General features: G+C 28.9%; 27 protein-coding genes. 15 read left to right on the top strand and 12 right to left on the bottom strand.

Features of this window, described 5'->3' with window-relative positions; all coding sequences use genetic code 11:
• Positions 1–290: 290 nt before the first annotated feature.
• Both MKD41_RS04150 and MKD41_RS04145 read left to right on the top strand, forming a co-directional pair.
• Positions 291–791 carry a c-type cytochrome gene (locus MKD41_RS04150; RefSeq protein WP_240244178.1) on the top strand — a complete coding sequence of 167 codons (501 nt, stop codon included), beginning with the start codon at positions 291–293 and terminating at the stop codon, positions 789–791.
• 362 nt (positions 792–1,153) lie between these two features.
• Entirely contained in the window at positions 1,154–1,597 is a 444-nt protein-coding gene (locus tag MKD41_RS04145; protein WP_240244177.1) for a hypothetical protein, read from the top strand.
• A 21-nt stretch (positions 1,598–1,618) separates the two neighbouring features.
• Here the strand turns inward: MKD41_RS04145 and MKD41_RS04140 are convergent, their stop codons facing one another.
• A complete protein-coding gene (locus tag MKD41_RS04140; protein WP_240244176.1) occupies positions 1,619–2,311 on the bottom strand; it encodes a pseudouridine synthase in 693 nt (230 codons plus the stop codon).
• Positions 2,312–2,460: 149 nt separating this feature from the next.
• Here MKD41_RS04140 and MKD41_RS04135 point away from each other — a divergent pair, with 149 nt between their 5' ends.
• The 6 genes from MKD41_RS04135 (at position 2,461) to MKD41_RS04110 (ending at position 6,422) form a co-directional block, all read left to right on the top strand.
• Positions 2,461–2,940 carry a lipocalin family protein gene (locus MKD41_RS04135; RefSeq protein WP_240244175.1) on the top strand — a complete coding sequence of 160 codons (480 nt, stop codon included), beginning with the start codon at positions 2,461–2,463 and terminating at the stop codon, positions 2,938–2,940.
• The gene (locus MKD41_RS04130) at positions 2,940–3,647 is read left to right on the top strand and encodes an OmpA family protein (protein WP_240244174.1); all 708 of its coding nucleotides are present in this window, start codon (positions 2,940–2,942) and stop codon (positions 3,645–3,647) included. Before MKD41_RS04135 ends, MKD41_RS04130 begins: the two co-directional genes overlap by 1 nt.
• A gap of 87 nt (positions 3,648–3,734) precedes the next feature.
• Positions 3,735–4,502 carry a sulfite exporter TauE/SafE family protein gene (locus tag MKD41_RS04125; RefSeq protein WP_240244173.1) on the top strand — a complete coding sequence of 256 codons (768 nt, stop codon included), beginning with the start codon at positions 3,735–3,737 and terminating at the stop codon, positions 4,500–4,502.
• 11 nt (positions 4,503–4,513) lie between these two features.
• Positions 4,514–4,696, top strand: a complete 183-nt coding sequence (locus MKD41_RS04120) for a CPXCG motif-containing cysteine-rich protein (RefSeq protein ID WP_240244172.1) — start codon at positions 4,514–4,516, stop codon at positions 4,694–4,696.
• Between the two features lie 103 nt (positions 4,697–4,799).
• Positions 4,800–5,471 (top strand): Crp/Fnr family transcriptional regulator, encoded by a 672-nt coding sequence (locus tag MKD41_RS04115; protein WP_240244171.1) that lies wholly within the window; start codon positions 4,800–4,802, stop codon positions 5,469–5,471.
• A 72-nt stretch (positions 5,472–5,543) separates the two neighbouring features.
• Positions 5,544–6,422: an anti-sigma factor gene (locus tag MKD41_RS04110; RefSeq protein WP_240244170.1), complete on the top strand. Its 879-nt coding sequence runs from the start codon at positions 5,544–5,546 to the stop codon at positions 6,420–6,422.
• Positions 6,423–6,524: 102 nt separating this feature from the next.
• Here MKD41_RS04110 and trxA read toward each other — a convergent pair whose 3' ends face one another.
• Together trxA and MKD41_RS04100 are read right to left on the bottom strand one after the other, a co-directional pair.
• Entirely contained in the window at positions 6,525–6,818 is a 294-nt protein-coding gene (gene trxA / locus MKD41_RS04105) for a thioredoxin (protein WP_240244169.1), read from the bottom strand.
• A 65-nt stretch (positions 6,819–6,883) separates the two neighbouring features.
• Positions 6,884–8,089 carry a multidrug effflux MFS transporter gene (locus MKD41_RS04100; protein WP_240244168.1) on the bottom strand — a complete coding sequence of 402 codons (1,206 nt, stop codon included), beginning with the start codon at positions 8,087–8,089 and terminating at the stop codon, positions 6,884–6,886.
• A 100-nt stretch (positions 8,090–8,189) separates the two neighbouring features.
• Here MKD41_RS04100 and MKD41_RS04095 point away from each other — a divergent pair, with 100 nt between their 5' ends.
• From MKD41_RS04095 to MKD41_RS04080, 5 genes are all read left to right on the top strand, one after another.
• Positions 8,190–8,510, top strand: coding sequence for a class I SAM-dependent methyltransferase (locus tag MKD41_RS04095; protein WP_240244167.1), 321 nt, complete (start codon positions 8,190–8,192; stop codon positions 8,508–8,510).
• 86 nt (positions 8,511–8,596) lie between these two features.
• On the top strand, positions 8,597–8,731 hold the full coding sequence (locus MKD41_RS16360) for a hypothetical protein (protein ID WP_256451670.1): 135 nt from the start codon (positions 8,597–8,599) through the stop codon (positions 8,729–8,731).
• 402 nt (positions 8,732–9,133) lie between these two features.
• On the top strand, positions 9,134–11,317 hold the full coding sequence (locus tag MKD41_RS04090; RefSeq protein WP_240244166.1) for an amino acid permease: 2,184 nt from the start codon (positions 9,134–9,136) through the stop codon (positions 11,315–11,317).
• A 117-nt stretch (positions 11,318–11,434) separates the two neighbouring features.
• The gene (locus MKD41_RS04085; RefSeq protein ID WP_240244165.1) at positions 11,435–12,046 is read left to right on the top strand and encodes a DEAD/DEAH box helicase; all 612 of its coding nucleotides are present in this window, start codon (positions 11,435–11,437) and stop codon (positions 12,044–12,046) included.
• Positions 12,047–12,094: 48 nt separating this feature from the next.
• Complete coding sequence (locus MKD41_RS04080) at positions 12,095–12,736, top strand: thiamine phosphate synthase (protein ID WP_240244164.1); 642 nt, start codon at positions 12,095–12,097, stop codon at positions 12,734–12,736.
• A gap of 85 nt (positions 12,737–12,821) precedes the next feature.
• Here MKD41_RS04080 and MKD41_RS04075 read toward each other — a convergent pair whose 3' ends face one another.
• The 5 genes from MKD41_RS04075 to MKD41_RS04055 form a co-directional block, all read right to left on the bottom strand.
• Positions 12,822–14,045, bottom strand: coding sequence for a MalY/PatB family protein (locus MKD41_RS04075; RefSeq protein ID WP_240244163.1), 1,224 nt, complete (start codon positions 14,043–14,045; stop codon positions 12,822–12,824).
• A 78-nt stretch (positions 14,046–14,123) separates the two neighbouring features.
• A complete protein-coding gene (locus MKD41_RS04070) occupies positions 14,124–14,792 on the bottom strand; it encodes an SCO family protein (RefSeq protein ID WP_240244162.1) in 669 nt (222 codons plus the stop codon).
• Between the two features lie 22 nt (positions 14,793–14,814).
• On the bottom strand, positions 14,815–15,456 hold the full coding sequence (locus tag MKD41_RS04065) for a toxin-antitoxin system YwqK family antitoxin (RefSeq protein WP_240244161.1): 642 nt from the start codon (positions 15,454–15,456) through the stop codon (positions 14,815–14,817).
• 1 nt (position 15,457) lies between these two features.
• Positions 15,458–16,207 (bottom strand): YHYH protein, encoded by a 750-nt coding sequence (locus MKD41_RS04060; RefSeq protein ID WP_240244160.1) that lies wholly within the window; start codon positions 16,205–16,207, stop codon positions 15,458–15,460.
• Positions 16,208–16,355: 148 nt separating this feature from the next.
• Complete coding sequence (locus MKD41_RS04055; RefSeq protein WP_371824285.1) at positions 16,356–17,372, bottom strand: LLM class flavin-dependent oxidoreductase; 1,017 nt, start codon at positions 17,370–17,372, stop codon at positions 16,356–16,358.
• A 246-nt stretch (positions 17,373–17,618) separates the two neighbouring features.
• Between MKD41_RS04055 and yccS the strand changes: the two genes are divergently transcribed.
• A complete protein-coding gene (yccS, locus tag MKD41_RS04050) occupies positions 17,619–19,757 on the top strand; it encodes a YccS family putative transporter (RefSeq protein ID WP_240244159.1) in 2,139 nt (712 codons plus the stop codon).
• 102 nt (positions 19,758–19,859) lie between these two features.
• Here the strand turns inward: yccS and MKD41_RS04045 are convergent, their stop codons facing one another.
• The 4 genes from MKD41_RS04045 to MKD41_RS04030 form a co-directional block, all read right to left on the bottom strand.
• Positions 19,860–20,741 carry a carbohydrate kinase family protein gene (locus MKD41_RS04045; protein ID WP_240244158.1) on the bottom strand — a complete coding sequence of 294 codons (882 nt, stop codon included), beginning with the start codon at positions 20,739–20,741 and terminating at the stop codon, positions 19,860–19,862.
• A 7-nt stretch (positions 20,742–20,748) separates the two neighbouring features.
• Entirely contained in the window at positions 20,749–22,242 is a 1,494-nt protein-coding gene (locus MKD41_RS04040) for a mannitol dehydrogenase family protein (RefSeq protein ID WP_240244157.1), read from the bottom strand.
• A gap of 4 nt (positions 22,243–22,246) precedes the next feature.
• A complete protein-coding gene (locus MKD41_RS04035; RefSeq protein WP_240244156.1) occupies positions 22,247–23,962 on the bottom strand; it encodes a purine-cytosine permease family protein in 1,716 nt (571 codons plus the stop codon).
• Positions 23,963–24,097: 135 nt separating this feature from the next.
• Complete coding sequence (locus tag MKD41_RS04030; RefSeq protein ID WP_240244155.1) at positions 24,098–24,976, bottom strand: hypothetical protein; 879 nt, start codon at positions 24,974–24,976, stop codon at positions 24,098–24,100.
• Positions 24,977–25,260: 284 nt separating this feature from the next.
• On the opposite strand from MKD41_RS04030, the gene MKD41_RS04025 reads away from it, so the two are divergent.
• Complete coding sequence (locus MKD41_RS04025; RefSeq protein ID WP_240244154.1) at positions 25,261–25,998, top strand: NUDIX hydrolase; 738 nt, start codon at positions 25,261–25,263, stop codon at positions 25,996–25,998.
• Positions 25,999–26,052: the final 54 nt, after the last annotated feature.

The following is a 26,052-nucleotide window of genomic DNA, read 5'->3' as shown; positions in this document are numbered from 1 at the left end:
TTTTGAAAGCGTTTTTTTTATCAATAATATTCTTTTATATAAAAATAAAGGAATCTTTAATGTTAGATATTTATCAATTGATTATCAGTAATATAAGATTCTAAAATAATATTTCAGCTTCAACTATTAATATAATTAAAAAAACGATTTTTTATTCATTTAAAATATTTTAAATTTTTATAAGCTTGATAATCAGTGTTTAAAGTGTTATTTTAATTAAATAAGCAACTTAAGTCACTCTTTTATTTAAATTTAAGGTTGAACTTTGTTTAGATTTCTAAATTAAGAAAATGAAAGTATTAAAATTTTCACTAATTTTTACTTTTGCTATTTTAACTGCTTGCTCAAATAACAAAAACAATAAAAATTTAGTTAAAACCGTAGCTATACAATCAAGTACTAGTGAAGGCTATAAATTATTACAACAACACTGTTATGCTTGTCATTCAATTAATTCAAAATCACATAACGATATAATTGCACCACCTATGGTTGCAATAAAAAAAAGATATAAAATGTCTTATGCTTCAGAAAAAGAATTTGTTGCTGCATTTACAAATTGGACACTTAATCCAACAGATGATAATGCACTAATGTTTGGAGCTATACAAAATTTTAATGTAATGCCTAAAATGCCATTTAAAAAAGAAGAAATGGTAAAAATAGCTACTTATGTTTTTAATAATGAATTAGAAAAACCAGATTGGTTTCAAAATCATTACAATGAAGAACATTCAAATGGAATGGGGAATGGCAATGGAAAAAGAAGAAGAATGCAGCGAAGCTTTTAAGTGTTTTTATAATTGTATATAGAAACGCTTAACTTTCGCTAACTATTTGGAATAAAACTACTTATTTAGAATAAAATTTAATCAAAAATTCAATTAAAGCTGATAATAATCATACAAATACTCTATTTTAAGTTTTAAATTTATCATAAATTGTTGTTATTATAATGTTAGTATATAAAAAAATAGCTTTTAAAGTTCACTTTAATTCAAAGAAATTAAGTGTTTAATTTAATTCACACTAAAGAAAATAGTACCATAAATTTTCTTTAATAAGATTATTCAATAAATACTTTTAACTACAAAATTTAAAACATCCAATGAATAGAAAATAAAAAATAAGTTTAACCATAAAAACATATAATATGAAAAGTACCATCCCTCAAAAGTCAAAAGCACCTTGTACAAGCATAGAAGATTTGTATAAAAAAACACAAGATTGGGTTGCGGAAATTGAATTTATTAAAATTGAACAACAATTTTTAAAAGAATTACTCGCTGAGCATATTATTGAATTGTGTGAATCTGACAATTTTAATAAAGCTAAATTACTGCTTAAAGGAATTGATCACGAAAGTATTTTAGGTGACGATTTATTAATTTCTATTGATGATCATAATGTTAATTTATCGCTTCTATTAGAAAATATATATTTAAAAAGAGAAGCTAATTTTAGAAATAATCACGAATTAATAGAAGTTGAAGTAACTAATTACATCCAAAACTTTAGATTTATTAAAGAACAAATTTATGAGTTGGTATTATTAATTATGAAAAACAATAAAAAACACCATATGTTATCTAACTAATAGAGTGGTAGTTTTTATAAATTAATTTTTCCAATTAAATAATTCAATAATTTTATTCCAATCATCTGGTAATGTCGCATTAACAGAAATAGTCGTTTCTAAAACAGGATGTTTAAATTGAATTGAATTTGCATGTAGAAATATATTTTTGCACGCAAATTCATTTTCAAACATTCTATTGTGAAATCTATCGCCATATTTATAATCTCCAACAATTGGTCTACTAATTTTATTCATATGAATTCTAAGCTGATGCATTCTACCAGTTTTAGGAATTAATTCAACCAAACTATATCTAGAAAATTTATATGGATGAACAGCAATATCCAATTCAATTGTTTCAATGGGTTTACAGCTAGTAGCTGCATCTTTATAAACTTTTGTATCGGGGTTTTTAACAGGTGTTGTTATTTCTAACTTTTCTTCAACAAAACCACGCACAATTGCTAAATAGCTTTTTTTAATAGTATTAGAATTAAATAATTCTTGAAATTGAGCTACATGTTCTTTTTGTTTTGCTAAAACCAATACTCCCGAAGTTTTTCTATCTAACCTATGAATAGGGTACAATACAATGTTTAATTGCTCCTTTAATAAATGTAATAAAGTGGCATCTTTTATATTTCTGGCATAATAAGAATTATGCACTAAAACATTGTTGGGCTTATTTACAATTACTAAATAATTATCTTCAAAAAGAACTTCAACTTTCATAGCGTAAATATACATTTTCAATAAAATAATTAACTATATAAAACACTAAAAATATTTATAGCCAATCATTCTTTTTTTTATACTTTTGAACTTTAATATTCATATATTAAAAAAACAATTTTATTTAAAAATAATTAAATGCTAAAAAAATGAAAAAACTATTAATGCTAACTCTTTTTGCGTGCACAATTTTATCTTGTGGTACATCAAAAACAGTTATTCAATCAAAAAAAGTAATTAAAGGCTATTGGACTTTAAACGATATTTCTTATAGCGAATCTGGTACATTTAATGTTACTTTATTAAATGATGCACCAACAGAATGTTTTGAAGGAAGCTCGTGGAGATTTATACCAAATAACAATACAGGTATTTATACAATTAACAATGGAGACTGTGTAATAGGTGACCGTAATTTTGTGTTTACAATACAAGAAGTTGATGAAGAAACAGGATTGTATAATTTTTTATTAAAACCAACAGATGCTAAAAACAAATCTGTAGATAATAAAGGTTTTAGATTAAATTTAACACAATTGTCTGATACAAATATGCAATGGGAACAAACAGTTTTATTAGAAGGTAAACCTTTTAATATTTATATGAATTTTATAAAAAATAACGAATAATGACAACAATATTTAAAAAAATAGGATTTGGAATATTAGCCGTACTACTAGCATTAAACATTAGTAGTTGTGAGGCTACAAAAAACGCAAGTAATACTCAAAAAGGTGGTGCAATTGGTGCTGCTGGTGGTGCTCTTTTAGGTGCTATTATTGGTAATAATGTAGGAACAAAAGGTGATGGTGCTGAATTAGGAGCCGTTATTGGTGGAGTAGTAGGTGGTGGTGCTGGTGTACTTATCGGTAAAAAAATGGATAAACAAGCCCAACAAATAGAAGAAGAAATTCCTGGAGCAGTGGTAGAACGTGTAGATGATGGAATTGTAGTTACTTTTGATGAAAATAGTGGTGTTTATTTTGATACTAATAAATACAATATCAATAATGATTCAGAAACTTTATTAAATAAATTAGCTGGTATTTTAGTGGAATATCCAGATACAAATGTATTAGTTGTAGGACATACAGATAGTACTGGTGCAGATGCTTATAATATGACGCTTTCTAAAAATAGAGCTTATGCTGTAACAAATTTTTTCACTAATAAAGGTTTAAGTGCTTCAAGATTTACAACAAAATGGTTTGGAGAAGAACAACCAATAGCTGATAATACTACAGAAGAAGGTCGTTCTAAAAACAGAAGGGTAAACATTGGAATTATACCTAATGATAAAATGAAAGCTGACGCAGAAAAAGAAGCTGGAAACTAATAATAATTATATTTAAAGCGACTGTCTAAAAAGTAATCTATTTTTAGAACTTTTTAAGCAGTCGTATTTATTTGAAGAATAAGATTTGTGGAAAACATACTAGAATTAATAAACGCACACCAATTAACACCAGTTAGTTGGTTTTTTTCATTTTTAGCAGCATTTTTATTAGGAACTAGTAAAGCTGGAATTAAAGGTGTTGGAGTTGTAATTGTAACCTTAATGGCTATTGTTTTTGGAGGAAAATCTTCTACAGGAGCATTAATTCCAATGATGTTATTTGCAGATTTTATGGCTGTTATCTATTACAACAAATATACCCAATGGAACTACTTGGTCAAATTAATGCCAACAATGGTTATAGGTGTGTTAATAGGCGTGTGGTTTGGTAATGATATTTCAGACGAAGTATTTAAACGCATTATGGCAATTTTAATATTGGGGATTGTAATTTTTATGATTATTATGGAAAAGCGTAAATCTACAGCGGTTCCAAATACCCGTATTTTTTCTAACACTATGGGACTTTTATCCGGATTTACATCTATGATAGGTAATTTAGCCGGAGCATTTTCAAATATTTATTTTTTAGCAATGCGTTTTCCAAAAAATGAATTTATTGGTACAGCAGCTTGGCTATTTTTTATAATTAATATATTTAAATTACCCTTTCATATCTTTGTTTGGAAAACAATTTCTGTTGAAACTTTAACCATAAATGTAGTATTAATACCGGCAATACTTATTGGTTTTTTCTTGGGAATTAAATTAGTAAAATTAATTAATAATGATGCTTACCGTAAATTTATTATAATAGTTACGGCTATTGGAGCATTGGTTTTATTATTTAAATAAAATTTATTTGTATGAAAGAACACTTTTTTCAATGTCCGTATTGTTGGAAAGAAATTTCTATGTTATTTGATACTTCAGTAAGCAACCAAACTTATATTGAAGATTGCGAAATTTGCTGCAATCCTATTGAAATAAATCCTGTATTTAATCATTCAGAATTGGTAGCACTACATATTTTAAATATTGAACAATAGTTGAAAATATCACTTGTAAATAGCTGAAACCCTACTATTTTAAGGCTTTTTGTAAGTTTTCAATTTAAATCTCGACAATTTATTAAACTTTTAAATTGTAGTTATGAGTAAACTTTGGTTCTTAGAAAACGTAAACCTTTTCAAAATTTTATGTCCACATAAATATGCTGATTATAAAGATGCTCATAATTTTAACGGTTATCCTAAGAATGACTATATCTATTTTGAAGAAGATGCTTCTTCAACCGTCTATTTAATTGATAAAGGAAAGGTAAAGCTAGGTTATTATACTAAAGACGGGAACGAAGTTGTAAAAGCAATTTTATGCAAAGGCGAACTATTTGGTGAAAAGGCTATTTTAGGTGAAGATAAACGCAATGAGTTTGCGCAATCTATTGATAATAAAACAACTATTTGTCCTATAGGTGTTGATACACTACACGATTTAATGAAAGACAATCAAACGTTTACATTAAAAATTTATAAATTCATTAGTTTTAGAATACAAAAATTAGAACGTCGTTTGCAATTGTTATTGTTTAAAGATGCTAAAACTAGGTTGTTAGATTTCTTAGATGAACTGTGTGAAGATTATGGAATTTGCTGTGAAAAAACAGGGAAAATGAAAGCTGAACATCCGTATACCCAAAAGGATATTGCTAACTTATTAGGAACTTCAAGACCTACATTAAACTTATTAATGAATGAGTTAAAAGAAGAAGGCGTGATAGATTTTAAAGGAAAACAACTACTTTTTTTAAAAAAAACGGCTTAGTGTTAGCTAGCTAACATTTTAAACCTTAAAAGTAAAATACATTTGTCATATAACAATTTAAAAATATTAGATATGGCAAAAATTAAAGTATTATTTAGTTTACTAGCGTTGGGGTTAGCTTTTGCATCTTGTGATGATAATGATGACACCACCAATTACAATGATTTAAGTTTGAATATTTCAGGCTTAGAAGATTTAGGAAGTGATTATGTATATGAAGGTTGGATTATTGTTGATGGATCACCCGTTTCAACAGGAAGATTTTCTGTAGACGCTTCTGGAACGCTTTCACAAGACTCTTTTACATTAGATGAAAATGAGTTATCTGAGGCATCAACCTTTATTTTAACTATTGAACCTTCAGTAGGTGATGATCCTGCTCCAAGTGCGGTTCATATTTTAGCAGGTGATTTTAGTGGTAATTCTGGAAGCTTAAGTATATCACATGCGGCAGCTTTAGGAAATGATTATACTACAGCAGCAGGAAGCTATATTTTAGCAACACCTACAGATGATTTAGATACCAATGAAAATAGTGGTCTATGGTTTTTAAGTTTAGCATCGGGTTCTCCTGCAGTTGGATTGGATTTACCAGTATTACCAGCTGGTTGGAATTATGAAGGATGGGCTGTTATAGATGGAACACCTGTTTCTACAGGAACATTTACAGCGGTGAATGTTGCTGATGATTTTAATGGATATAGCGGTGTAAATGCGGGTCCTGATTTTCCAGGGGAAGACTTTTTATTGAATGCTCCAAGCGGATTACTATTTCCAACGGACTTAGCAGCAGGAGTTGCAGTTATTTCAATTGAACCTTCGCCAGATAATAGTGCAAGCCCGTTTTTATTAAAGCCTTTGGTTGGAAACATTCCTTCGGATGCATTGGATCACGTAACGTATGATATGGGACAAAATTTAAATTTCCCAACGGGAACAGTGACAAGATAATTTGAATACTGTTCTTTTTTAAGCGATGTTACATTATGTAGCATCGTTTTTTTGCTTTAAAGAGGTATTGTATGGACTATTTAGAAGTTTCTACAAACCTTTTTATACGCTCAATACTTGTTTTAACTGTGTAATAGATTGCATTCCTGATTGTCGCCAAGTTTGTTTTCCATTTTTAAAAACCATAAATGTAGGAACACCTTGAACCTGGTATTTTGCAGCCAACGACTGATTTGTATCTACGTTTATTTTTATAATTTTTACAGTATCTTTTAATTCGCTTTTCAACTGTTTTAAAACTGGAGCCATTGATTTACAAGGGCCACACCAATCTGCATAAAAATCTACTAATACGGGTACTTCTTGATTGACTATTTCGTTAAAAGACTTTTTCATAATCGTGCTATTTTATACAATTAAAAGTACAAAATTTACTTTAAAAATCTAATTAAACAAAGTGTTTAGTTTATATTTTTATTGGAACTAAACTTTAGATAAAAAGTTATTAAAATTGCTAAAAAACTACAAATACAAAAACCAATAAATAGAGGTAGAGCAGTAGTTTCAACATAACGACCAATTAATGTACTTATTGGAACTGCCATTAAAGTTGAGATAAATCCTGTTAATGCCGCACCAATACCTGCAATATGTGCAATAGGTTGCATTGCTAAAGCTCTTAAATTTCCAAAAAGAAATCCGATAGAAAAAAATTGAAATGCAAAAAATACTAGCAAAATTTCAATATTTGGATTTTCACTATTAAAAAACAACAAAACATAGGTTAATGAAACTCCAAAAAAAGTGTATAAAGCAGCAGTCGCTAAGCGTTTCATTCCAAATTTTATAACAACAGAACCATTAGAAAGGCTTGCAGCACCCATTGATATTGCTAAACCTGCAAATATAAATGGAAATTCATGCTCTAAATTATATTGATGTTGAAAGATTTGTTGAGCAGTACTTAAATATACCATAAATGAACCCGTAATAAAACCAGAAATCACTGTATATCCAATTGTTTGTTTGTATTTAAATAATTCTTTTGCTCCATCAATAGCTAAAGTTTTTGTGAATTTTACGCGATACTCTGGATGCAATGTTTCTGGTTGACGCAACCAAAACCAAATAGAAACCAGTACAACAATTATTAATTGAAAATAAAATATGGCTTGCCAATTATACATTTCTAACACTAATTTTCCTAAAGCAGGAGCAATAGTTGGAACTAGCAAAAACATCACTGTAATAAACGACATAATTCTTGCCATATAATCTCCATTAAAAGTATCTCTAACTATTGCAATACTAATAGTTCTTGGAGCTGAAAGACCAATTCCTTGAAGAATTCTACCAACAATCATTACTTCAATAGATTGTGCATGTATACATAAAAAACTAGCTAAAACAAATACTAAAAAACCAACATAAACCACTGGTTTTCTACCAATTGCATCAGAAATAGGACCGAATAATAAAGGACCAATACCAAGCCCTAAAAAAATCATTATAATCAACAACTGATTATCGCTATTAGATTCAGAACCAACAGATTGACCAATTATGTCTAAAGCAGGGAGTAGGCCATCTATAGCTAATGCTACAACAGACATTAATGAAGCCATTAAGGCAATAAATTCTAATTGAGATGGTTTATTTTTAAACATTTTGCAAATGTAATAGATTTGCAATCCGATTTCCCTTTTTTTTATAGTAAAAAGCTATTTAACAATAAGATTTTGTAATTTGTTAACTTAAAAATAAAGTATGAATTTTCAATTATTAAAAGAGAATATTGCAGGTGTTGATATTTATATTATAGATCAAATCTTAAAAGAACGTTTCCAATCAACTGATAAAATTTTAGATGTTGGCTGTGGTAATGGAAGAAATTTAAAATGGTTTTACAATGCTGGTTTTGAAATACATGGTACAGAAATTAATTATGATAGAATTGCATATTGTAAATCAATATATCCATTACAACAACAAAATTTTATAGTAGCAAAGGCACAACATATGCCGTATACATCTGAAAGTTTTAATCATATAATTTGTATGCTGTTTTACATTTTGCTTAAGATTTAAGCCAATATTCAAAAATGTTTCAAGAATTACTGCGAATATTAAAACCTCAGGTAACTTTATTTATTAGAATGGCTTCAAATTTTGGCATGCAATCACTAGTAGAACATACCAAAAATGGTGTTTATAATTTACCAGACGGTACACAACGTTTTTTATTAACCAAAGAATTACTTAACAATATTAAATCTAATAAAAATATTTCTCTTATTAGAATCTGTTAAGACTACAATAGTAGAAGGTAAAAGATGTATGACGACTTTAGTTATAAAAAAGAAGTGATTAATGTATATTTCTAAACTTTCTATTTAACATAATATAAATTATAGCACATTTATATAGTTGTTTTAGCCAGTAGCTGAAGCAATAATTAAGAAAGTTGGCGCGTTTGGAAATTTTTGTATAGCAGTATTTCAGGCTATTTACACATAATTGTAGATATAGTGCCTTTAGGGTCTATATCGTTAGGCAAATCGACTTTAGGAGATTCGTGAACTCCAAATAATAAAATAAATATATAGTGATCAATTATGTTAAAGGATATTCAATAGATAATAGAAAAGTTTAGGTTAAAAAAAAAGATTTAGTTAATTTCACTTTTCAAAATTTATACTTCCTGTATTTATATGAGAAAAATTCAAAAGTTTGGAACATTTGCCGGTGTTTTTACACCTTCAATACTAACTATTTTAGGAGTAATTATGTATATGCGTTTAGGCTGGGTTGTTGGAAATGCTGGTTTAATTGGTACCATTATAATTATTATTATAGCACATATTATTTCTGTTACTACTGGATTAAGTATTTCGTCTGTTGCAACCGATAAAAAAATAGGTGCCGGTGGTGTTTATTATGTGCTTTCACGTAGTATGGGAATTCCCATAGGTGGCTCTATTGGGATTGCGCTTTATGTAGGAACAGCGCTTTCTATAGCTTTGTATTTAATTGGTTTTGCAGAAAGTTTTAATGGTTATTTTGGCTTTGGTATGGCTATCAACGATTTTAGAATAACAGGAACTATAGCATTGGTTTCCATTACCATTTTAGCATTAATTAGTACCTCTATAGCTTTAAAATCTCAATATATTATTTTAACCGCAATTGCAATTTCTATTATTTCAATTGTATTTGGTACCCGAGATTTTGTTCCAGAAACTGTTAATTTACTTGCTACTAAAGATTCTGTACCAATGGAAATTGTTTTTGCTGTATTTTTCCCTGCAGTTACCGGATTTACTGCAGGTATTGCTATGAGTGGCGATTTAAAAGATCCTAAAAGATCTATTCCCAAAGGAACTTTATGGGCAATTGGTGTTGGACTATTGGTATATATTTTATTGGCAATTTTTATTTCAATAAGTGTAGATTCTGAGACTTTAAGAACAGATTATAATATCTTAATGAAGATGTCCTTATTTGCTCCAGCGGTAGTTGCAGGTATTTGGGGCGCAACTTTATCTTCGGCTTTGGGTGGTATTTTAGGCGGACCTAGAATTTTACAAGCAATGTCTATAGACAAAGTAACTCCAACGCTATTTTCTAAGGGAAAAGGTCAAAATAATGAGCCTGTTTATGCACTTATTATGGTGTTTATAATTGCTGAAGCTGGTATTTTAATTGGTGAATTAGACGTTATTGCCCGCGTTGTTTCAATGTTTTATCTTACTGCTTATGGTTTTATTAATATTGCCTTCTTTTTAGAAAATTGGGCAAATCCAGATTTTCAACCAACTTTTAAAATTAAACGTTGGATTGGTTTACTTGGTTTTTTTGCTTGTTTTGCTGTAATGTTTAAATTAGATATGTTGGCAATGATTGCCGCATTAACCATTGTTGGTAGTTTGTATTTATGGCTACAACGCAAGGAAGTAAAAATTCAATCAAACGATGTTTGGCGCAGTGTATGGGAAAATGTTGTTAATAAAGGATTGAAAAAAATAAATGCCAATCCAGAAGAAAACGCTAGTTGGAATCCTAATATAATTCTATTTAGTGGCCGTAGTGAACATCAAAAATATTTATTAGAATTAAGCAAAACAGTTTCTGGTAGAACAGGTATTGTAACCAATTTTAAACTTATACTTGATAAAGAAAATAAAAAACCACTTAAAAAAACAGAACAAATTGTTACAGATGAAATTTTCTCAGAATTAGGAATTTTTGCCAGGCAAATGAAGGTAGATAATATTTATACAGGAATTAAAAATATTGCTACAACATTTGGGTTTTCTGGTGTTGAACCTAATACAATTATGATGGGTTGGCCTAAAGGTTTAGAAGGTTCTAAAGAATATGCCGAAATGACCGAAGAACTCCTCTATTTAGATTATAATTTATTGTATTTAGATTTTGATAAAAAAGCAAAATTTGGAAATTACAAAACCGTAGATTTATGGTGGCGAGAAACCGATAGTAAAAATGCAGAAATGATGCTTAATATTGCTCGTTTTATTATTGCTTCACCACAATGGCAAAATACTAAAATGAGAGTGCTATTTGTTAATAATAACAATATAGACACTAAAATTATATACGATAAAATTGATAATCTTGTAAAAGATTTACGTGTTAAAATAGAAATTGTAATTATTAATAATGCAATACAACAACTCGCTTTTTATGAAATAATTAAGCAAAATTCTAATACTACAGATTTAACTTTAATTGGTATTCCAAATTATAAAATTGAACTACAAGCCGAATTTATAGTTAAAACCAATTATCTTTTTGAAGCTATTGGCTCTACCCTTTTGGTTAAAGCTGCTAATAATTTTAACATTCTAGATTTAGATTTTACAAAGAATAAATAAACCTGGTTATTCATTAAAATTTCATCAATTCTAAGAGCAATAAAGAGAAAAAACACATTACATCAATTAAATTGTATATTTGCGTTTTTTCTAATAATAATTATCTTTTATTAACTTATGCCTTTTAAAAAATTACATTCCAACATAAAAGAAAAGCTTGAAATTCTTGAAATAACCGCTCCTACTCCTTTTCAGAAAGTTAGTATTCCTGCAATAAAAAGTGGTGTAAACCTATTTTGTACGTCACCAATAAACAGTGGAAAAACAACTACACTTATACTTACAACTTTACAAAAATTAAAATGTGAAGCTGTTGGAACCGCTCCCAGGGCTTTTATTTTTGTAGAAAATAGAGAACGTGCATTGGAATTATATGAACTCTTTTTAACCTATACCAGACACAATTCGTTACGTGTTTATTTTGTAGATGAAAAATTGCATGTTGATGTTCAAAAATCTGATATATTTGAAGGTGCAGATATTCTTATTTCCACTCCGCAATCTATGAAAAAGTTGTTTTTGTACAACGGCGTAAACACTACTCAGTTACAACTATTTAGTATAGATGATGCGGCTTTTTTAGCTCAAAAATCTCCATATACCGATTTATTACAAATTACCCAAAGCATTAGCAAATGTCAATTTGTAATTTATTCTGATAAAATGCACCCAGTTTTAAAACGCTTTAAATCGCATTTTATGGAATATGCTAAAACAATTTCAATCTAAAAATTTTATAAGATTTTTACAGCTTAAATTTATTAATTAAAACGAACCATGATTATACCTAAATTACATTATATATCACAAGGAAACTCTCATAAAGAGCATCTAGAAAATATTCAAAAAGCGTGTTCATCTGGTTCAGAATTAGTGCAATTACAGCTAAATACTACTTCAGAGAAAAAATATTTAAAACTTGCTGAAGAAGCTAGAGAAATTACCGCTCATTTTCAAACTAGATTAATTATAGAGAAACATTATAAAATAGCGAAAACCATTAAAGCTGATGGCGTGCATTTAACAAAAACAGCTAGCTGTCCTTCTATTGTTCGAGATTATTTATACACTTGGCAAATGATTGGTGGAACTGCAAATACGCTACAAGATTGTGAAATTTTAATAAGCAAAGATGTAGATTATATTAGCTTAGGCCCTTTTAAAACTTCGGAAACCAAAGACAATCCATACAAAGCTTTAGGTTTAAACGGGTATTCTTTAATTATTGGAGCCTTAAAAACGGAAACACCAATTATTGGTTTTGGAGGAATAACCATTCCTGCGCTTAATGATATATTAAAAACAGGTATTTCTGGAATTGCAGTTTCCGAAGAAATTACCAATGACTTTAACAGTATCAGTAAATTTCATCAATTATTAAACGCGTCTTCAACACAAGAACAACGTTATACTTTTTAATAATACATAAATAGTAAGTATAACGTTGCTAATTAATTATCTTAAATTCAATAGAAAATAAAATAGTTGTAATTTATTTTACTTTTTAAAAAGGTTTAAAATAATGAGCAGCTTCTGTTTCATTAAAAGAACTATCTAAACCACCGTCAATAGCTTCTTTTAATTGATAAAAACTTTGTTGAATTTTAGATAAAGGCGACGCTATATTCATACGCATAAATTGCGGGCCATTTGCTTTAAACCAATCTCCTGGAGCCAATCCTAATTTTGCTTGATGCATTACTAAATATTTTAAAGCAGTTTCAGATAAATTTAGTTTACTAAAATCTAACCAAATTTGGTAAGTACCTTCTGGTTTACACATTGTAACATTTGGCAATTCTTTTTCAAGAAAATTAACTATCCAATCAACAGTTTTTTCAAGATAAATTAACAATTCACTTAACCACTCCTCGCCTTCTGTATATGCTGCTAATGTTGCATTTCTAGTAAGAATAGTTCCGTGGTCTATGTATAAAGATTCTACAGTACTTTTAACTTGTTTATACATATTCTTATTTGGAATGTATAAATAGCCATTAGAAATACTCTGTAATCCAAATGTTTTTGCAGGCGAGCCAATAACAGTAATATGGTTTTCACTATCTTTTAATGAAGCAATACTATTAAATGTTGCATTTGAATATACAATTTCCGAATGAATTTCATCACTAATAATAGTTACCTTATGTTCATTTGCTATATTAACCAACTCTTGTAATTCAGCTTTAGTCCATACTCTACCAACCGGATTATGAGGGTTACAAAGCAAAATCACTTTAATATTTAAGGTTTTAATCTGATTTTTTATTGCTTCAAAGTCCATTTTATAATGGCCATCTACAATTTTTAATTTATTGCTAACCACTTTTCTTTCAGCGGTTTCTATAATCTTAAAAAATTGATGATAAACCGGTGTTTGAACCAAAATAGCATCTCCTTTTTCAGATAATTCTCTAATTAAAACAGCAATTCCTGTAAGTACTCCAAGTACTTGAATAAAAGAATTTGGATTTAATTGTAATTGATGACGTTTAAAATTCCAATCAGAAATAGCTTTAAAAATACTATCCGTATCAAATTCATAAGAATAAATATTACGCGTAACCAATTCTTGCAATGCTTTTTGAATTGGTTTAGCAACCTCAAAATCCATATCTGCAATCCATAACGGAATTACATCTGTAGTACCAAACATAGGTTTTAAAAAATTAGGATTGCTTTTAGTAAATTTATTTTTTACGGTATGTACTTTATCAAATTGATTCATGCTACTATAATTTATTTTCTTACTTATTTTTTTTAAAAATAAAAAAATTAAATTTTAAATATTTGATTTTTAAGATAATTATTTTTCTAATTTCAACGCTTTAACATCTGTAATTAATTGCGCCATTGAAGCTCTATTTAAACCGTTATAAATTCCTCTAATATGTTTGTTTTTATCTATTAGTAAAAAGTTTTCTGAATGTAAAAAATCATCTATGTTTTTAGGTTCTCCTAAATCATTTTCAACAAAATATTGATTCCTACCAAGGTTGTAAATAGCTGTTTTATCACCAGTTACTAAATGCCATTTATTATCTATAACACCATAAGTATCTGCGTATTTTTTTAATTCATCTATAGTATCTATAGTTGGTGTAACTGAATGCGATAAAAATAACACATCCGAATCTTCTTTAAACGCTTCTTGTAATTTTACCATATTACCAGTCATTTTAGGACAAATTCCTGGGCAACTAGTAAAAAAGAAATCGGTGATATATATTTTATCTTTAAAAGTATGTTGTGTTATAGTGTCTCCTAATTGATTGATTAATTTAAAATCTGGAATTTTATGGAATGTTTCTTCTTCGCTTGTTCCTGGAGTTAACCAATTAGGCGTAAACGATTCCTCGTTATAATAAGGTAAATAGGCTACCCTACTAGTTTCAGCAATTTTTATGTTTTCTTTTTTTAGTTTATTTTTACAGCTAGTTGTAACTATAAGAATTACTAGTATTAAATACCTCATAATTTATTTTAATTAGGTTTATTTATTTTTTATTTGTTCCAAAAGCTGCTTCACTTCTTTCATCCATTATTACAATTTCATCTTCTAATTGGTAGCATAAATTTGCTTTTCTCATACCGAAAATTCGTCCATTTTTAGCTTCATAGTTAACGTATATTTTACCATTTTTAAGCCATGCTTGTTGCATTCCAGCTTCAATACCATTGATATAGTGCATTTTTTTTGCCAACTGACCAGAGTTATACCATCGTTTTTCAACTCCTTCTAATTTTCCGTTTTTATAAATAGCTTCAGAAGCCAACACTCCATTTATCCACCAAGATTTATAACTGCCTTCTAGTTTATTTTTTTGGTAATATGATACTACTTTTAATTGACCATTAGAAAACCAAACTTTAGCAATGCCTTCTTTTTTACCCTTATAAAAACCAACCTTTTGTTCTAAAATTCCTTCGGAATTACGGTGTATTAAAAAACCGGTAAACAACTGATTTTTATAGTACCAATTACCTTCATTACCATTCAGTTTTAATTGATCTTTTGTTACTTCTACCTTTGAAAATTTAGCCACTTCAATAACACTATTTTCTATTGGTTCCGTAGAATTTTTACAACTAAAAATTAAGACAGCAATAAGTAGGCTTAAAAAATAATAAGCTTTCATTTTAATATCCTTGATATGGACCTGCAAATAAAATATAGGAACCTGTATTTGAATATACCTCATTAATAATGTGGTAATGATATTCTTCTGCACCTTCTGAATAAGGTGTAGTTGAAGTATGACCTCCCGAGCTATCTAAATCTGTTGGGTATGTTCCTGTAGAAGAGCACTTTCTACCATAAATAAATACTCCATCTAATAAAATGCCGTTTAATTTATCGTCATCATTACTAAATGCAATTGGTTCTAAATGATAATGATAAACACCAGGCCCAATATGTGCGCCTGTCCAATCTAAACTAGCTGCTGCTTGACTCAAGGGGCCGTTGCCTTCAGAATCGTTAAAAATTGATGCGCCACTTACAGCAATACCTACTGTATTTAATTGCGTTGCAACCGTGTTACCTGTTAAATTAGGGGTTGCATCTACGGTAATTGTAGTTGCATTGTTATTACTCGACATAATGGAAGGTGTAACAGCTACATCATCTTCTTCCATATAAAGTTCATTTCCTTCTCCCCAATACACTGTTTTATGGTTTGGTAAACCTGTAGTTTCAATAGTGATAGTTGTACCACCATCTGATAAATAAGCGCTTACAGCATCTGAATTAAACGCTATAAATTCTGAAGGTAATTCTGTTAAAGCAACCTCTAAAGATTCTTCTGTTGTGTTTACATTATCTTCAGACATACAAGCTATTAAGCTTATAATTGCAATTAATAATACTAATTTAAATACATTTTTCATTTTAATAGTTTTAGTTAATAAAAACAAATATGTAATTAATGTTACATTTTGGTGTTGTAGAATCAACCAAATACTATAAAATTTCTATGAAATTAGAATATTCATCAATAAACCAGTTACAAATGTTATAAGTTATTAAAGTTGTATTTTAATTAATTGAGCGTTCTGAATTTATTTCATCCATAATTTCAGCAAATAATTTATATGAATGTATTTTATCTGTAATACCATAAATATTTGTTACAGCAATTAACTCATCTACTTTTGTTTGTGCTATAAACTCTTTTACTTGAGTTTTAACCGTAGCTTTACTTCCAACAAAAGTATATTTTAGCATTTGATGTATTTGTGGATGTTGTAATATTTCTTCAAATTCTGGAGTCATTGCAGTTGGTGGTTGTACAAAATCTCGTTTACCTGTAAATATACCAACTATCATACGAATTAATGAAGTTAGTAATCGTTCTGCTTCTTCATCTGTATCTGCAATAATACTATTTATACCAGCCATTATATATGGCTTTTTTAATACTGATGAGGGTTGAAATTCTTTGCGGTAAATTTCTAATGCATCCCATAATTGATTGGTGGCAAAATGACTAGCAAAAGCATAGGGCAATCCTTTTTTTGCAGCCAAATGCGCACTATCTGTACTTGAACCTAAAATATAAATAGGTACATCTACACCTTCAGCTACAGTTGCTCTAACTTTAGATGAAGCATTTTCTTTGGAAAAATAAGTTTGTATTTTTTTTAATTCTTCAGGAAAAGAGTGTGCTGCTTGCATAAAATCTGAACGGATTGCTTGTGCCGTTTCACGGTCTGTTCCTGGAGCTCTTCCTAAACCTAAATCAATTCTATTTGGGTATAAAGAAGCTAAGGTTCCAAATTGTTCTGCTATAATTAAAGGAGAATGATTTGGTAACATCACTCCTCCAGAACCAACACGAAGTGTTTTTGTTCCTTCTGCAACATAACCTATTAATACAGAGGTTGCACTGCTTCCAATATTATGTGCATTATGGTGTTCTGCTAGCCAATAACGCGTATAACCAAAAGCTTCGGCTTGTTGCGCCAATTTAAGCGTATTGTTGTAGGTTTGCTTAAGCGAGTGTCCTTTAGAAACTAAAGCTAAATCTAATATAGAGTATAATATGTGTTGCATTTTTATAAAATAGTATCAACTGTAAACTTACTAAAGATACTATTAAAAACAATAAATTTTAACCTAGTTTTCTTAGTTATTACAATGCTTTAATTCTAAATAAATTAGCGTATAATTTATGTTATTTCATATAAAAATTAGCCGTATACGTTTTACCATTTATTGAAAAATTAAATTTAACACTTAGTTATTAAGCTTGTTTGTTTATTTTTGCGCTTAATTATAACTCGCACTTATTCTTAGAATATGAAATCCCCCTTAAATTACTTAAAGCAGCAGTCTTGGTTTAGTTCATTTAGAGCCTCTTTTTTAAGAAACCCAAATAGGCTACTATCTATTAAAGCAACATTTGTAATTGGAGTTCTTGTTATATTAATGGTGAGTTTAAATTTACCTTTTTATGCAGTAACGCTTGGTTTAGGAGCGCTTGCAGGTGCACTTTCTGAAACAGATGACCATCCTAATGGACGCTTAAAATCTATGGCATTAAAAATTGTGAGCTTTGCCATCTCCAGTTTTTCGGTAGAATTATTGCAGCCATACCCTATTTTATTAGGAATTGGATTGGCATTATCTACCATTGTTTTTATTTTAATTGGTGGTATTAGTGAACGTTTTAGAGGAGTAACATTTGGAGGTTTATTAGTAGGTATCTATACTATGATTGGTACTTCAATTAGTCCGGTTTGGTATTTACAACCTATTTTATTAACATCTGGAGCCTTTATTTATGGTGTTTTTTCATACATTACATTGCGTATAAAACCTTATAGCTTATTAGAAGAACAACTTGCTAGAGGTTTTTCTGCACTTTCTTTATACTTAAATGAAAAATCGAAACTTTTTCCCAGTGATAAACAAAATGAAAAAGAAGTTAGAGCTAAACTAGCACTTTTAAATGTACAAACTGTTGAAGCTTTAGACCGTTGTAAAGAGGTTTTAAATAGTTATGGAGAATCTCTAAAAGACAAAAAACCTTTACAACCCTATTTACATTATTTTATGGCGTTACAAAGTTTGCACGAACGTGCTGCATCTAGCCATGAACGTTATGATTTATTAAGTTCTAACCCTTTAAACAACGATTTAATGGGGGGTATTCGTCAGTTTTTACATGAACTTTCACATGCAACACAAAATTTTGCTGAATGTTTACTTACAGGTACTACTTACAAGCACCCGTCTGCTTTAGATTGGTTAACAAAAACAATTCATAATTCAATAAAATATAGTGATGATAAACCTTCTCTTCCACTAAAATTATTAATTCAAAATTTAACCCAATCTCATAAAACTTTAAAAAACATTCATAAAAATTACGATACGGATTTATTGCCTAAATTAGAGCAAGATACCAGTTCTTATTTAGAAAGATTAAAAGCACAACTTAATTTTAACCATCCAAGAATGCGTTATGCTATACGATTAAGCATTTCTTTTTTAATTGGTTACGCAATTTATAAGTATTTTCATATAGAAAAAGGTGAATGGGTTGTTTTAACTATTTTATTTGTATTACAACCTAGTTATAGTGAAACCAGAAAACGCTTGTTTCAAAGGATTTTAGGTACTTTTATGGGAGTTGTTTCTGGAGTTTTAATTGTGCAATTATTTTCATTTTCAGGACAAATAGTGTTGATGCTCTCATCGGCCTATTTATTTTTCTTTTGGATGAAACGCAAATACTCAATCAGTATTATTTTTATTACCATTTTTGTATTGTGCGCATTTAATATAATTGCCAATAAAGGTGTAGATGTAATGGCTCCTAGGTTAATAGATACGCTAATTGGTGCTTTTATAACATTTATAGTGGTACGCTTTTTATGGCCAGATTGGCAGTATAAAAAATTACCGAAATTACTAAGCGAAGTTATTGTAAAAAATACAGCTTATTTAAAGGCAATTTTAAATGAATATAAAGCACCTGTAAACGATGATTTAACATATAGAATTGCAAGAAGAGAAGCACATAGAGCAGACAATGCATTGGTTATGGCTTGGCAAAATATGCAGTTAGATCCTCAAAAGCATCAAAAACTTAAAAAAACCGCATTTAGATTAACCTATTTAAATCATGCGCTACTTTCTTATTTATCTGCTTTAGGAGCACATAGAGATTCACATAAACAGCAAGCTTTAAATATATTAAAGTTTGAAAGTCTTATTTTAAAAGCTTTAGATGAGGCTTATGATTGGTTAACTACTGAAGATAAAGGTGAAATAAATACAATTAAGGATAGTTTAGAAGAAATAAGCATACAATTACATACTAAAAAAGAAGCGTCTTTAAATATTCAGTATAGTTTATTGTACAATATTACCGAAGTTACCATACAGATTTTGGAGCAAGCTAAACTATTTAAACAAACAAAAACTGACTGATAATCATTTAAATGTGATTTAAAAAAGTAGTACCTAATAAATTTTATAAATTTATTAGGTACTTTTAAAAATAACTTAAATCAATGTTCTTTTATATTACAATTAAGCATTTATAAATGTATCAATAGTTTTATTTTCAATTTCTGGATTAGCCCCTTCACTCCTAGCAACAATTGCACCTACAGCACACGCAAAATCTAATGCTTTTTGTGGAGCTATTCCATTTAATAATTTATTGGTTAATGACGCTAAAAAAGAATCGCCCGCACCAACAGTATCAACAACATCTATTTTATAACCATTATTGTAATAGAAAATATTATTATAATATAAGATTGCTCCATGGCGTCCTTTTGTAACGCAAATTGATTCTGTATTTGTTTTTTCTGCAATAAATTTAATATTTTGCTCTAAAGATTTAGTGTTAAAATCTAATGCTTTTGAAATTTCATAAATCTCATCATCATTAAATTTAATAAAGTCTGCTTCGTTCATTAAATAACTTAAAACTTCTAATGTATAATATGGGGCTCTAAGATTAATGTCAAAAATTTTATAGGTTGCAAATTTTAATAGTTTAAACAATGTATCTCTTGAAACATCATTTCTAGCAACTAAACTTCCAAATATAAAGGCATCTGACTTTTTAATAATTTTCTTTGCATTTTCTGTTAGTTGTATATTATCCCAAGCCCTTGGAAAATTTATATCATAAGTTGCTGAACCCTTTTCATTCAATAGAACTTTAACTTCACCTGTTTTTAATTTTGAATCAATTTGAATATTTTCTATTTGCACATGGTGTTTTTCAATAAAGTTTTTTATTTCCAGTCCTTCCTCATCATCTCCTATTCTTGTAATTATAGAAACATTATTATTAAAAGACTGCAATCTTAAGGCAACATTTAAAGGTGCACCACCAATTTTTTTATGATTTGGAAACACATCCCATAAAACTTCTCCAAAACAAACTAAATTTTTCATAAGATAATTATTTAATAACTTTATTATTAATAGCTATAATGCACTTTTCAACTCCATATGTAACAATATTATTGTATGCTGTTGTATATGCGTTTACAAAGGTTTGAGAGTCTTTTAATTTCCCAAAAATTGATGTGATTTCTAAAAATTCTTTTGGATTATTTTTAGCCGCTATAGCTTTTTCATTTAAAATAGTTTTCATGGCGTCTTTAATAAGTAGTGGTTTTCCATTTTCATTTTTTCCTAAGCTATAAATTGCCCAAGCAGCTACTACAAATGATGCAAATTCAACCGATCCATTTTTCTTTAATTGTTTATTTACAGTTGGTAAAATAAATATTGGGAATTTTGCTGAACTTTCTGAACAAATTCTATCTAGTTGATCTTTTATATAAATATTTCCAAACCGTTGTAATAACGATTCTTTATATGCATCTAAATTAACATTCTCTAAACCTGCTAAAGTTGGGGTAACTTCAATATTCATATAATTGGTTAAAAAACTTTTTATTGCAGTATTATGAACAGATTCATCTATAGTTGCATACCCCATTAAATCACCTAAAATACCTAATACCGAATGCCCTGCATTTAACAAGCTTAGTTTCATTTTTTCAAATGGTACTACATCTTCTACAAATTGCGCTCCTACCGTTTCCCAAGCCGGTCTACCTGCAATAAAATCATCTTCAATAACCCATTGTTTAAATGGTTCACAAACCACTGGCCAAGCATCTTCAATTCCTGATGTTTCTAATAAATTTGAAATGTCTGAAGGTGAAGTTGCAGGTGTAATTCTATCTACCATACTGTTAGGAAACGATACATTTTTTTCTATCCAATAAACCAAATCTGGTGCAGCTATTTTTACATAACTTAATAGCATTTTTTTAGCCATATGTCCATTTCCTTGTATATTATCACACGATTGAATAGTTACCCCTTTTAATCCGTTTTCTTTTCTAAGTTTTAATGCTTCTGTTAAATAACCAAAAATTGTTTTTGGTGCTTGTGAAAATTCTAAATCATGTTGAATTAATGGATTGTCAAAATCAAACGCACCTGTTGCTTCATTATAATTATAACCACCTTCTGTAATAGTTAATGTTATTATTTTAACATCTGGACTTGCCATTTTTTCTATTACTTTTAATGGATTTTCTGGAGCATATAAATAATCTACAATAGAACCTATAACTCTTTTAGTTAAAGAACCATCTAATTCTTTTATTACTAATGTGTATAAGCCGTCTTGCTCTTTAAGAGTATTGTAAATTTTAGTATCAAAATTTAACAGTGCTACACCACAAATTCCCCATTCTTTAACAGCTTCATCATGCAATAATTGATCTGTGTAATAAGCTTCATGAGCTCTGTGAAAACCACCAATACCAACATGAACAATTCCTGTTTTAATGTTTTTTCTATTGTAGCTAGGACAAGAAATTCGTTTTGAAATCTCTGCCAAATTATTTTGATTAAGTTTTATATTAGTTTTCATGATATTATATGTTTTTTAATTTTCCGCGTTTTAATGCCCAATATGAAGTAATAAAATAAATTAGAGTACATATAAATGTATAGCGATAAAATAGTTCACGATTTTCTATGTACGTAGTTTCATTAGAGCTTCCAAATAGAACAATACAAGCTAGTACCATAGTAATAAGCAATACAATAATTGAAATAACTCTTAATACTTTAGTGAAAATAGACGTATCTTTTACGGATACAATTTCTTGTTCTGTTTGCTGTTCTTGATACTTTATAATGTCTTCATTTCGTGTTTTTTCTTGCTGTACTTCTTCTAAATATTTATTTTTAGCACCATACCTACCTGCTAAAAATGTGTAGATTAATATAGTAAATATCCAAGTAGGTATAAATAAATAGAAGAAAGACATTACATTTAAGGCGTTTAAACCAAAACCAAAAATAAGTCCTAAAGCCCAAGAGGCTATTGCAGGTGTACTAAATGTTAATTTTCGGTATTGCGCCCAATATCTAGTATAACCAATTTTAGGAAATATTTGATGTTCTGCAAAAACTATAGCTCCAACAGGCACAACTATTAATCCAGCATACGTAAGCAATGGAAGTATTTGAGAAAATACAAAAGGAAAACAAGCAACTATCATAGTTACCAGCCCAACCATTAATGTGGTTTTTTTACGCGATTGATTATTAAAAATAGCTTGTGCTGCTAAACCTGCTCGGTAAAGGTTAGCAACAGCAGTAGTCCAACCAGCTACAATTACAATTACAAAACCAGACCAACCTAATGCATAATACGCAACATCACCTGGATCTAGTTCTACAATAGATTTTCCTAAAATTACTGCAGCTCCAGCTCCCATAATTCCCGCAGAAATCCAAGCTATATAATGACCGAACATCATACCTGTACCAGTAGCAAACCCATAGGATTTCTTTTTTGCAAAACGAAATAAAGCCATATCAATAAGTCCAAAATGGGTAATTGTATTTGCTGCCCAAGCAAAACCAATAACTTCTGTTAATCCAATACCTGGTTCGCCATTACTATTTAAACCTGTCCATATAGAAAGGTCTCCTAGACTTATAAAATCGCTCCATCCATTTGGAACTGTTTTTCCTAATACTTCTAAAGACAAAGCTGGTAAAAGCACAAAAGCACCACAAGTAAACATTACAAATAACCAAGGCGCACAGATTCCCGAAAAATCGGAGACTGCTTTAAAACCATAGATAGCTATAGATACAACTACCGAACCTACAATTAAAACTATTAGTATAAACCATAAGTTTGTTGGATACCAATTTAGTTGTGCTGGAATATTAAATGCAAAACGCACTGCAGTTGCAGAAACTGTAATCATAGCAGCTGATATAACCGTAAAAATAACAACATTTGCCCAATTATAAAGCTTGGTCATAGAATCTCCTGCTATTTTATTAAGGTAAGTATATAAACTCAATCTAGTGTCAACAGCAATTGGCGAAGTAATAAATCTCCAGCTTAAAACAGCTAAGATATTACCTATTAACAAGCCTAGTAAAATATCTTTAGTTGTTGCCCCTAAAGCAACAAAAGTAGCTCCAATAACAAATTCGGTAGCAGCAACATGTTCTGCTGCGTATAGCCCTGCAAAATGAGTCCAATTATGCAGTTTGCTTTTTGAAACTGGTAATTGTTCTGCTTCTAGATTTTGGAATTGTTTAAAATTATTAGATGTTTCCATAATGTTTTGTTTCTAAATTAACGGTTATGGTATTTTTCTGAAATGGAAAGTAAGGCATCAACTTATAAAATAAATTGCTTAAAACTGTTTTATGTTTTTTAAATTTCATGAGTAATATGTATTAATTATGTTGGTTTAAAATAAGGTTATATCAAGTTGAAGAATTGTTTTTTCCTTTTCAGGATTCCACATTGCCGTAACTTCTACCGGTAATTTATAATTACTTATAGCAATGTTTTTATTTAAGCTTACTCCAACATTTATAATATTCCCTTTGTTTTCTGTGTAAAAAGTTTTATCTGTAATAAAAGACCAAGCGCCTCCGGTAAAAACAGATAGTTTATAATCTTCTTTTTGCCAAATTGCACTTTTTAATTCTAAATAATGTGTCCAAGAGTTTTTTAAATCGCCATTATTTTTAACTTCATAATCACCTGACCCTCCATTTATTATTGTGGCTAAATACAAGGAAGTTTTTTTAGAAACATCTATACCAAAACCTACATCTACAAAATTGTATCCTTGCGTTTTATCATAACTCCAAAAGGACAATTTATCACCTCTTTCTTCAACCCCAGTATAATTATTATGTGAAACAGCTTCTACATAAAAATTATCTGAAAAACGATACATTGCATAGATAGATACCTCTTTATAGTTAGCACTTACGCTTTCTCCTGTACTATTATTAGTAACATTAACGCTAGAAAAACCTGCTCCACCCCATAAACCAACAGTTAATTTTGAATTGTATGAATTGAATTCTAAACTAGTTGCAAAAATGGCTCCTGGATGCACTACAGAACCATGCCAAGTATGCATGTTTTTTATATGTGCTGATATTTCAAACGCTTTGTATTTATCCTTATCTATTTTTTGTGCCTCTAAAAAGTGACTATTTAAAATTAATAACAACAGTGCTATAATTTTTTTAAGATTACTTTTTTTAGTCTTAAAAATCTGTAAAGCTTTTAAATGTTTAAGTAGTGTTAAAGTAACATTGTTGTTTTTCATAATAAATAACTTTTATAGTCACTATTTCGTTTTAGTTAAATAACGTCATTATGACGTTTATTTGTCAAATGTAATAAATAAAAATATACAATTCCTAATAATTTTATTAAAATATGTGTTTTTTTATCATTATTAACATCATAATTGATATTTGTCAGCTTATTTAAAGAGGTATTTTAATAATAACATATAATGTTATTATGACGTTTGTTTAAATTTTGTATATTTGCTATTACTTAAAAAAAAGTATTAATTAAGCTTATTATTATAAAATAAAAATAGTTATGACTCCTAAAATAATACCTAATGTATCTGTTGATTGTGTAGTTTTTGGATTTGATGCAACCACAAAATCATTAAATGTTTTATTAATACAACGACAATTAAAAGATGAAGATACTAATGAATTACTAGTAAATGATTTTGTTTTAACAGGGTATCATGTTTATGAAAATGAAAAACTAGATGAAACAGCTACAAGAGTTTTAAAAGAACTAACCGGATTAGACAACCTTTATAAAAAACAATTTAAATCTTTTGGAAGTCCTACCCGATTGATGAATGAAAAAGATATTATTTGGGCAAAAAACAAAAAGTTTAATTTAAGAACCATTACTGTAGCTTATTATTTTTTACTTCAAACATACGAGGTTAATTTAAAAGATAATAAATACAATGCGCAATGGTTTCCAATACATAACTTACCAGAATTAGGTTTTGATCATTTAGAAATTATCAATCAAGCGTATGAAGATTTAAAAACAAAAGCAATGTATAAACCAATTGTTTTTGAAATGCTTCCAGATAAATTTACAATAAATGAATTACAAGATATTTTTGAATCTGTTTTAGATGTTAAAATAGATAATAGAAACTTTAGAAGAAAAATGATTGCTAAAAAATATTTGGTTGCTTTAGATGAAAAACAAATTGGAGTAACTAAAAAACCTTCTAAACTTTATATGTTTAGTAAAGATGTTTACGAAAAAATGTACAAAAACAACTCTTTTATAAATATTTAAACATTAAGAAAACTTTGGTAAAAGCAAAATTGATTGCAAACAAAAAGCGAGTAA

Origin of the sequence: Lutibacter sp. A64, assembly GCF_022429565.1 — a bacterium.
In the GTDB taxonomy this organism is placed as follows: Bacteria; Bacteroidota; Bacteroidia; order Flavobacteriales; family Flavobacteriaceae; genus Lutibacter.
Note: the sequence above shows the minus strand (reverse complement) of the source record. Positions and strands in the feature narration are given on the sequence as shown.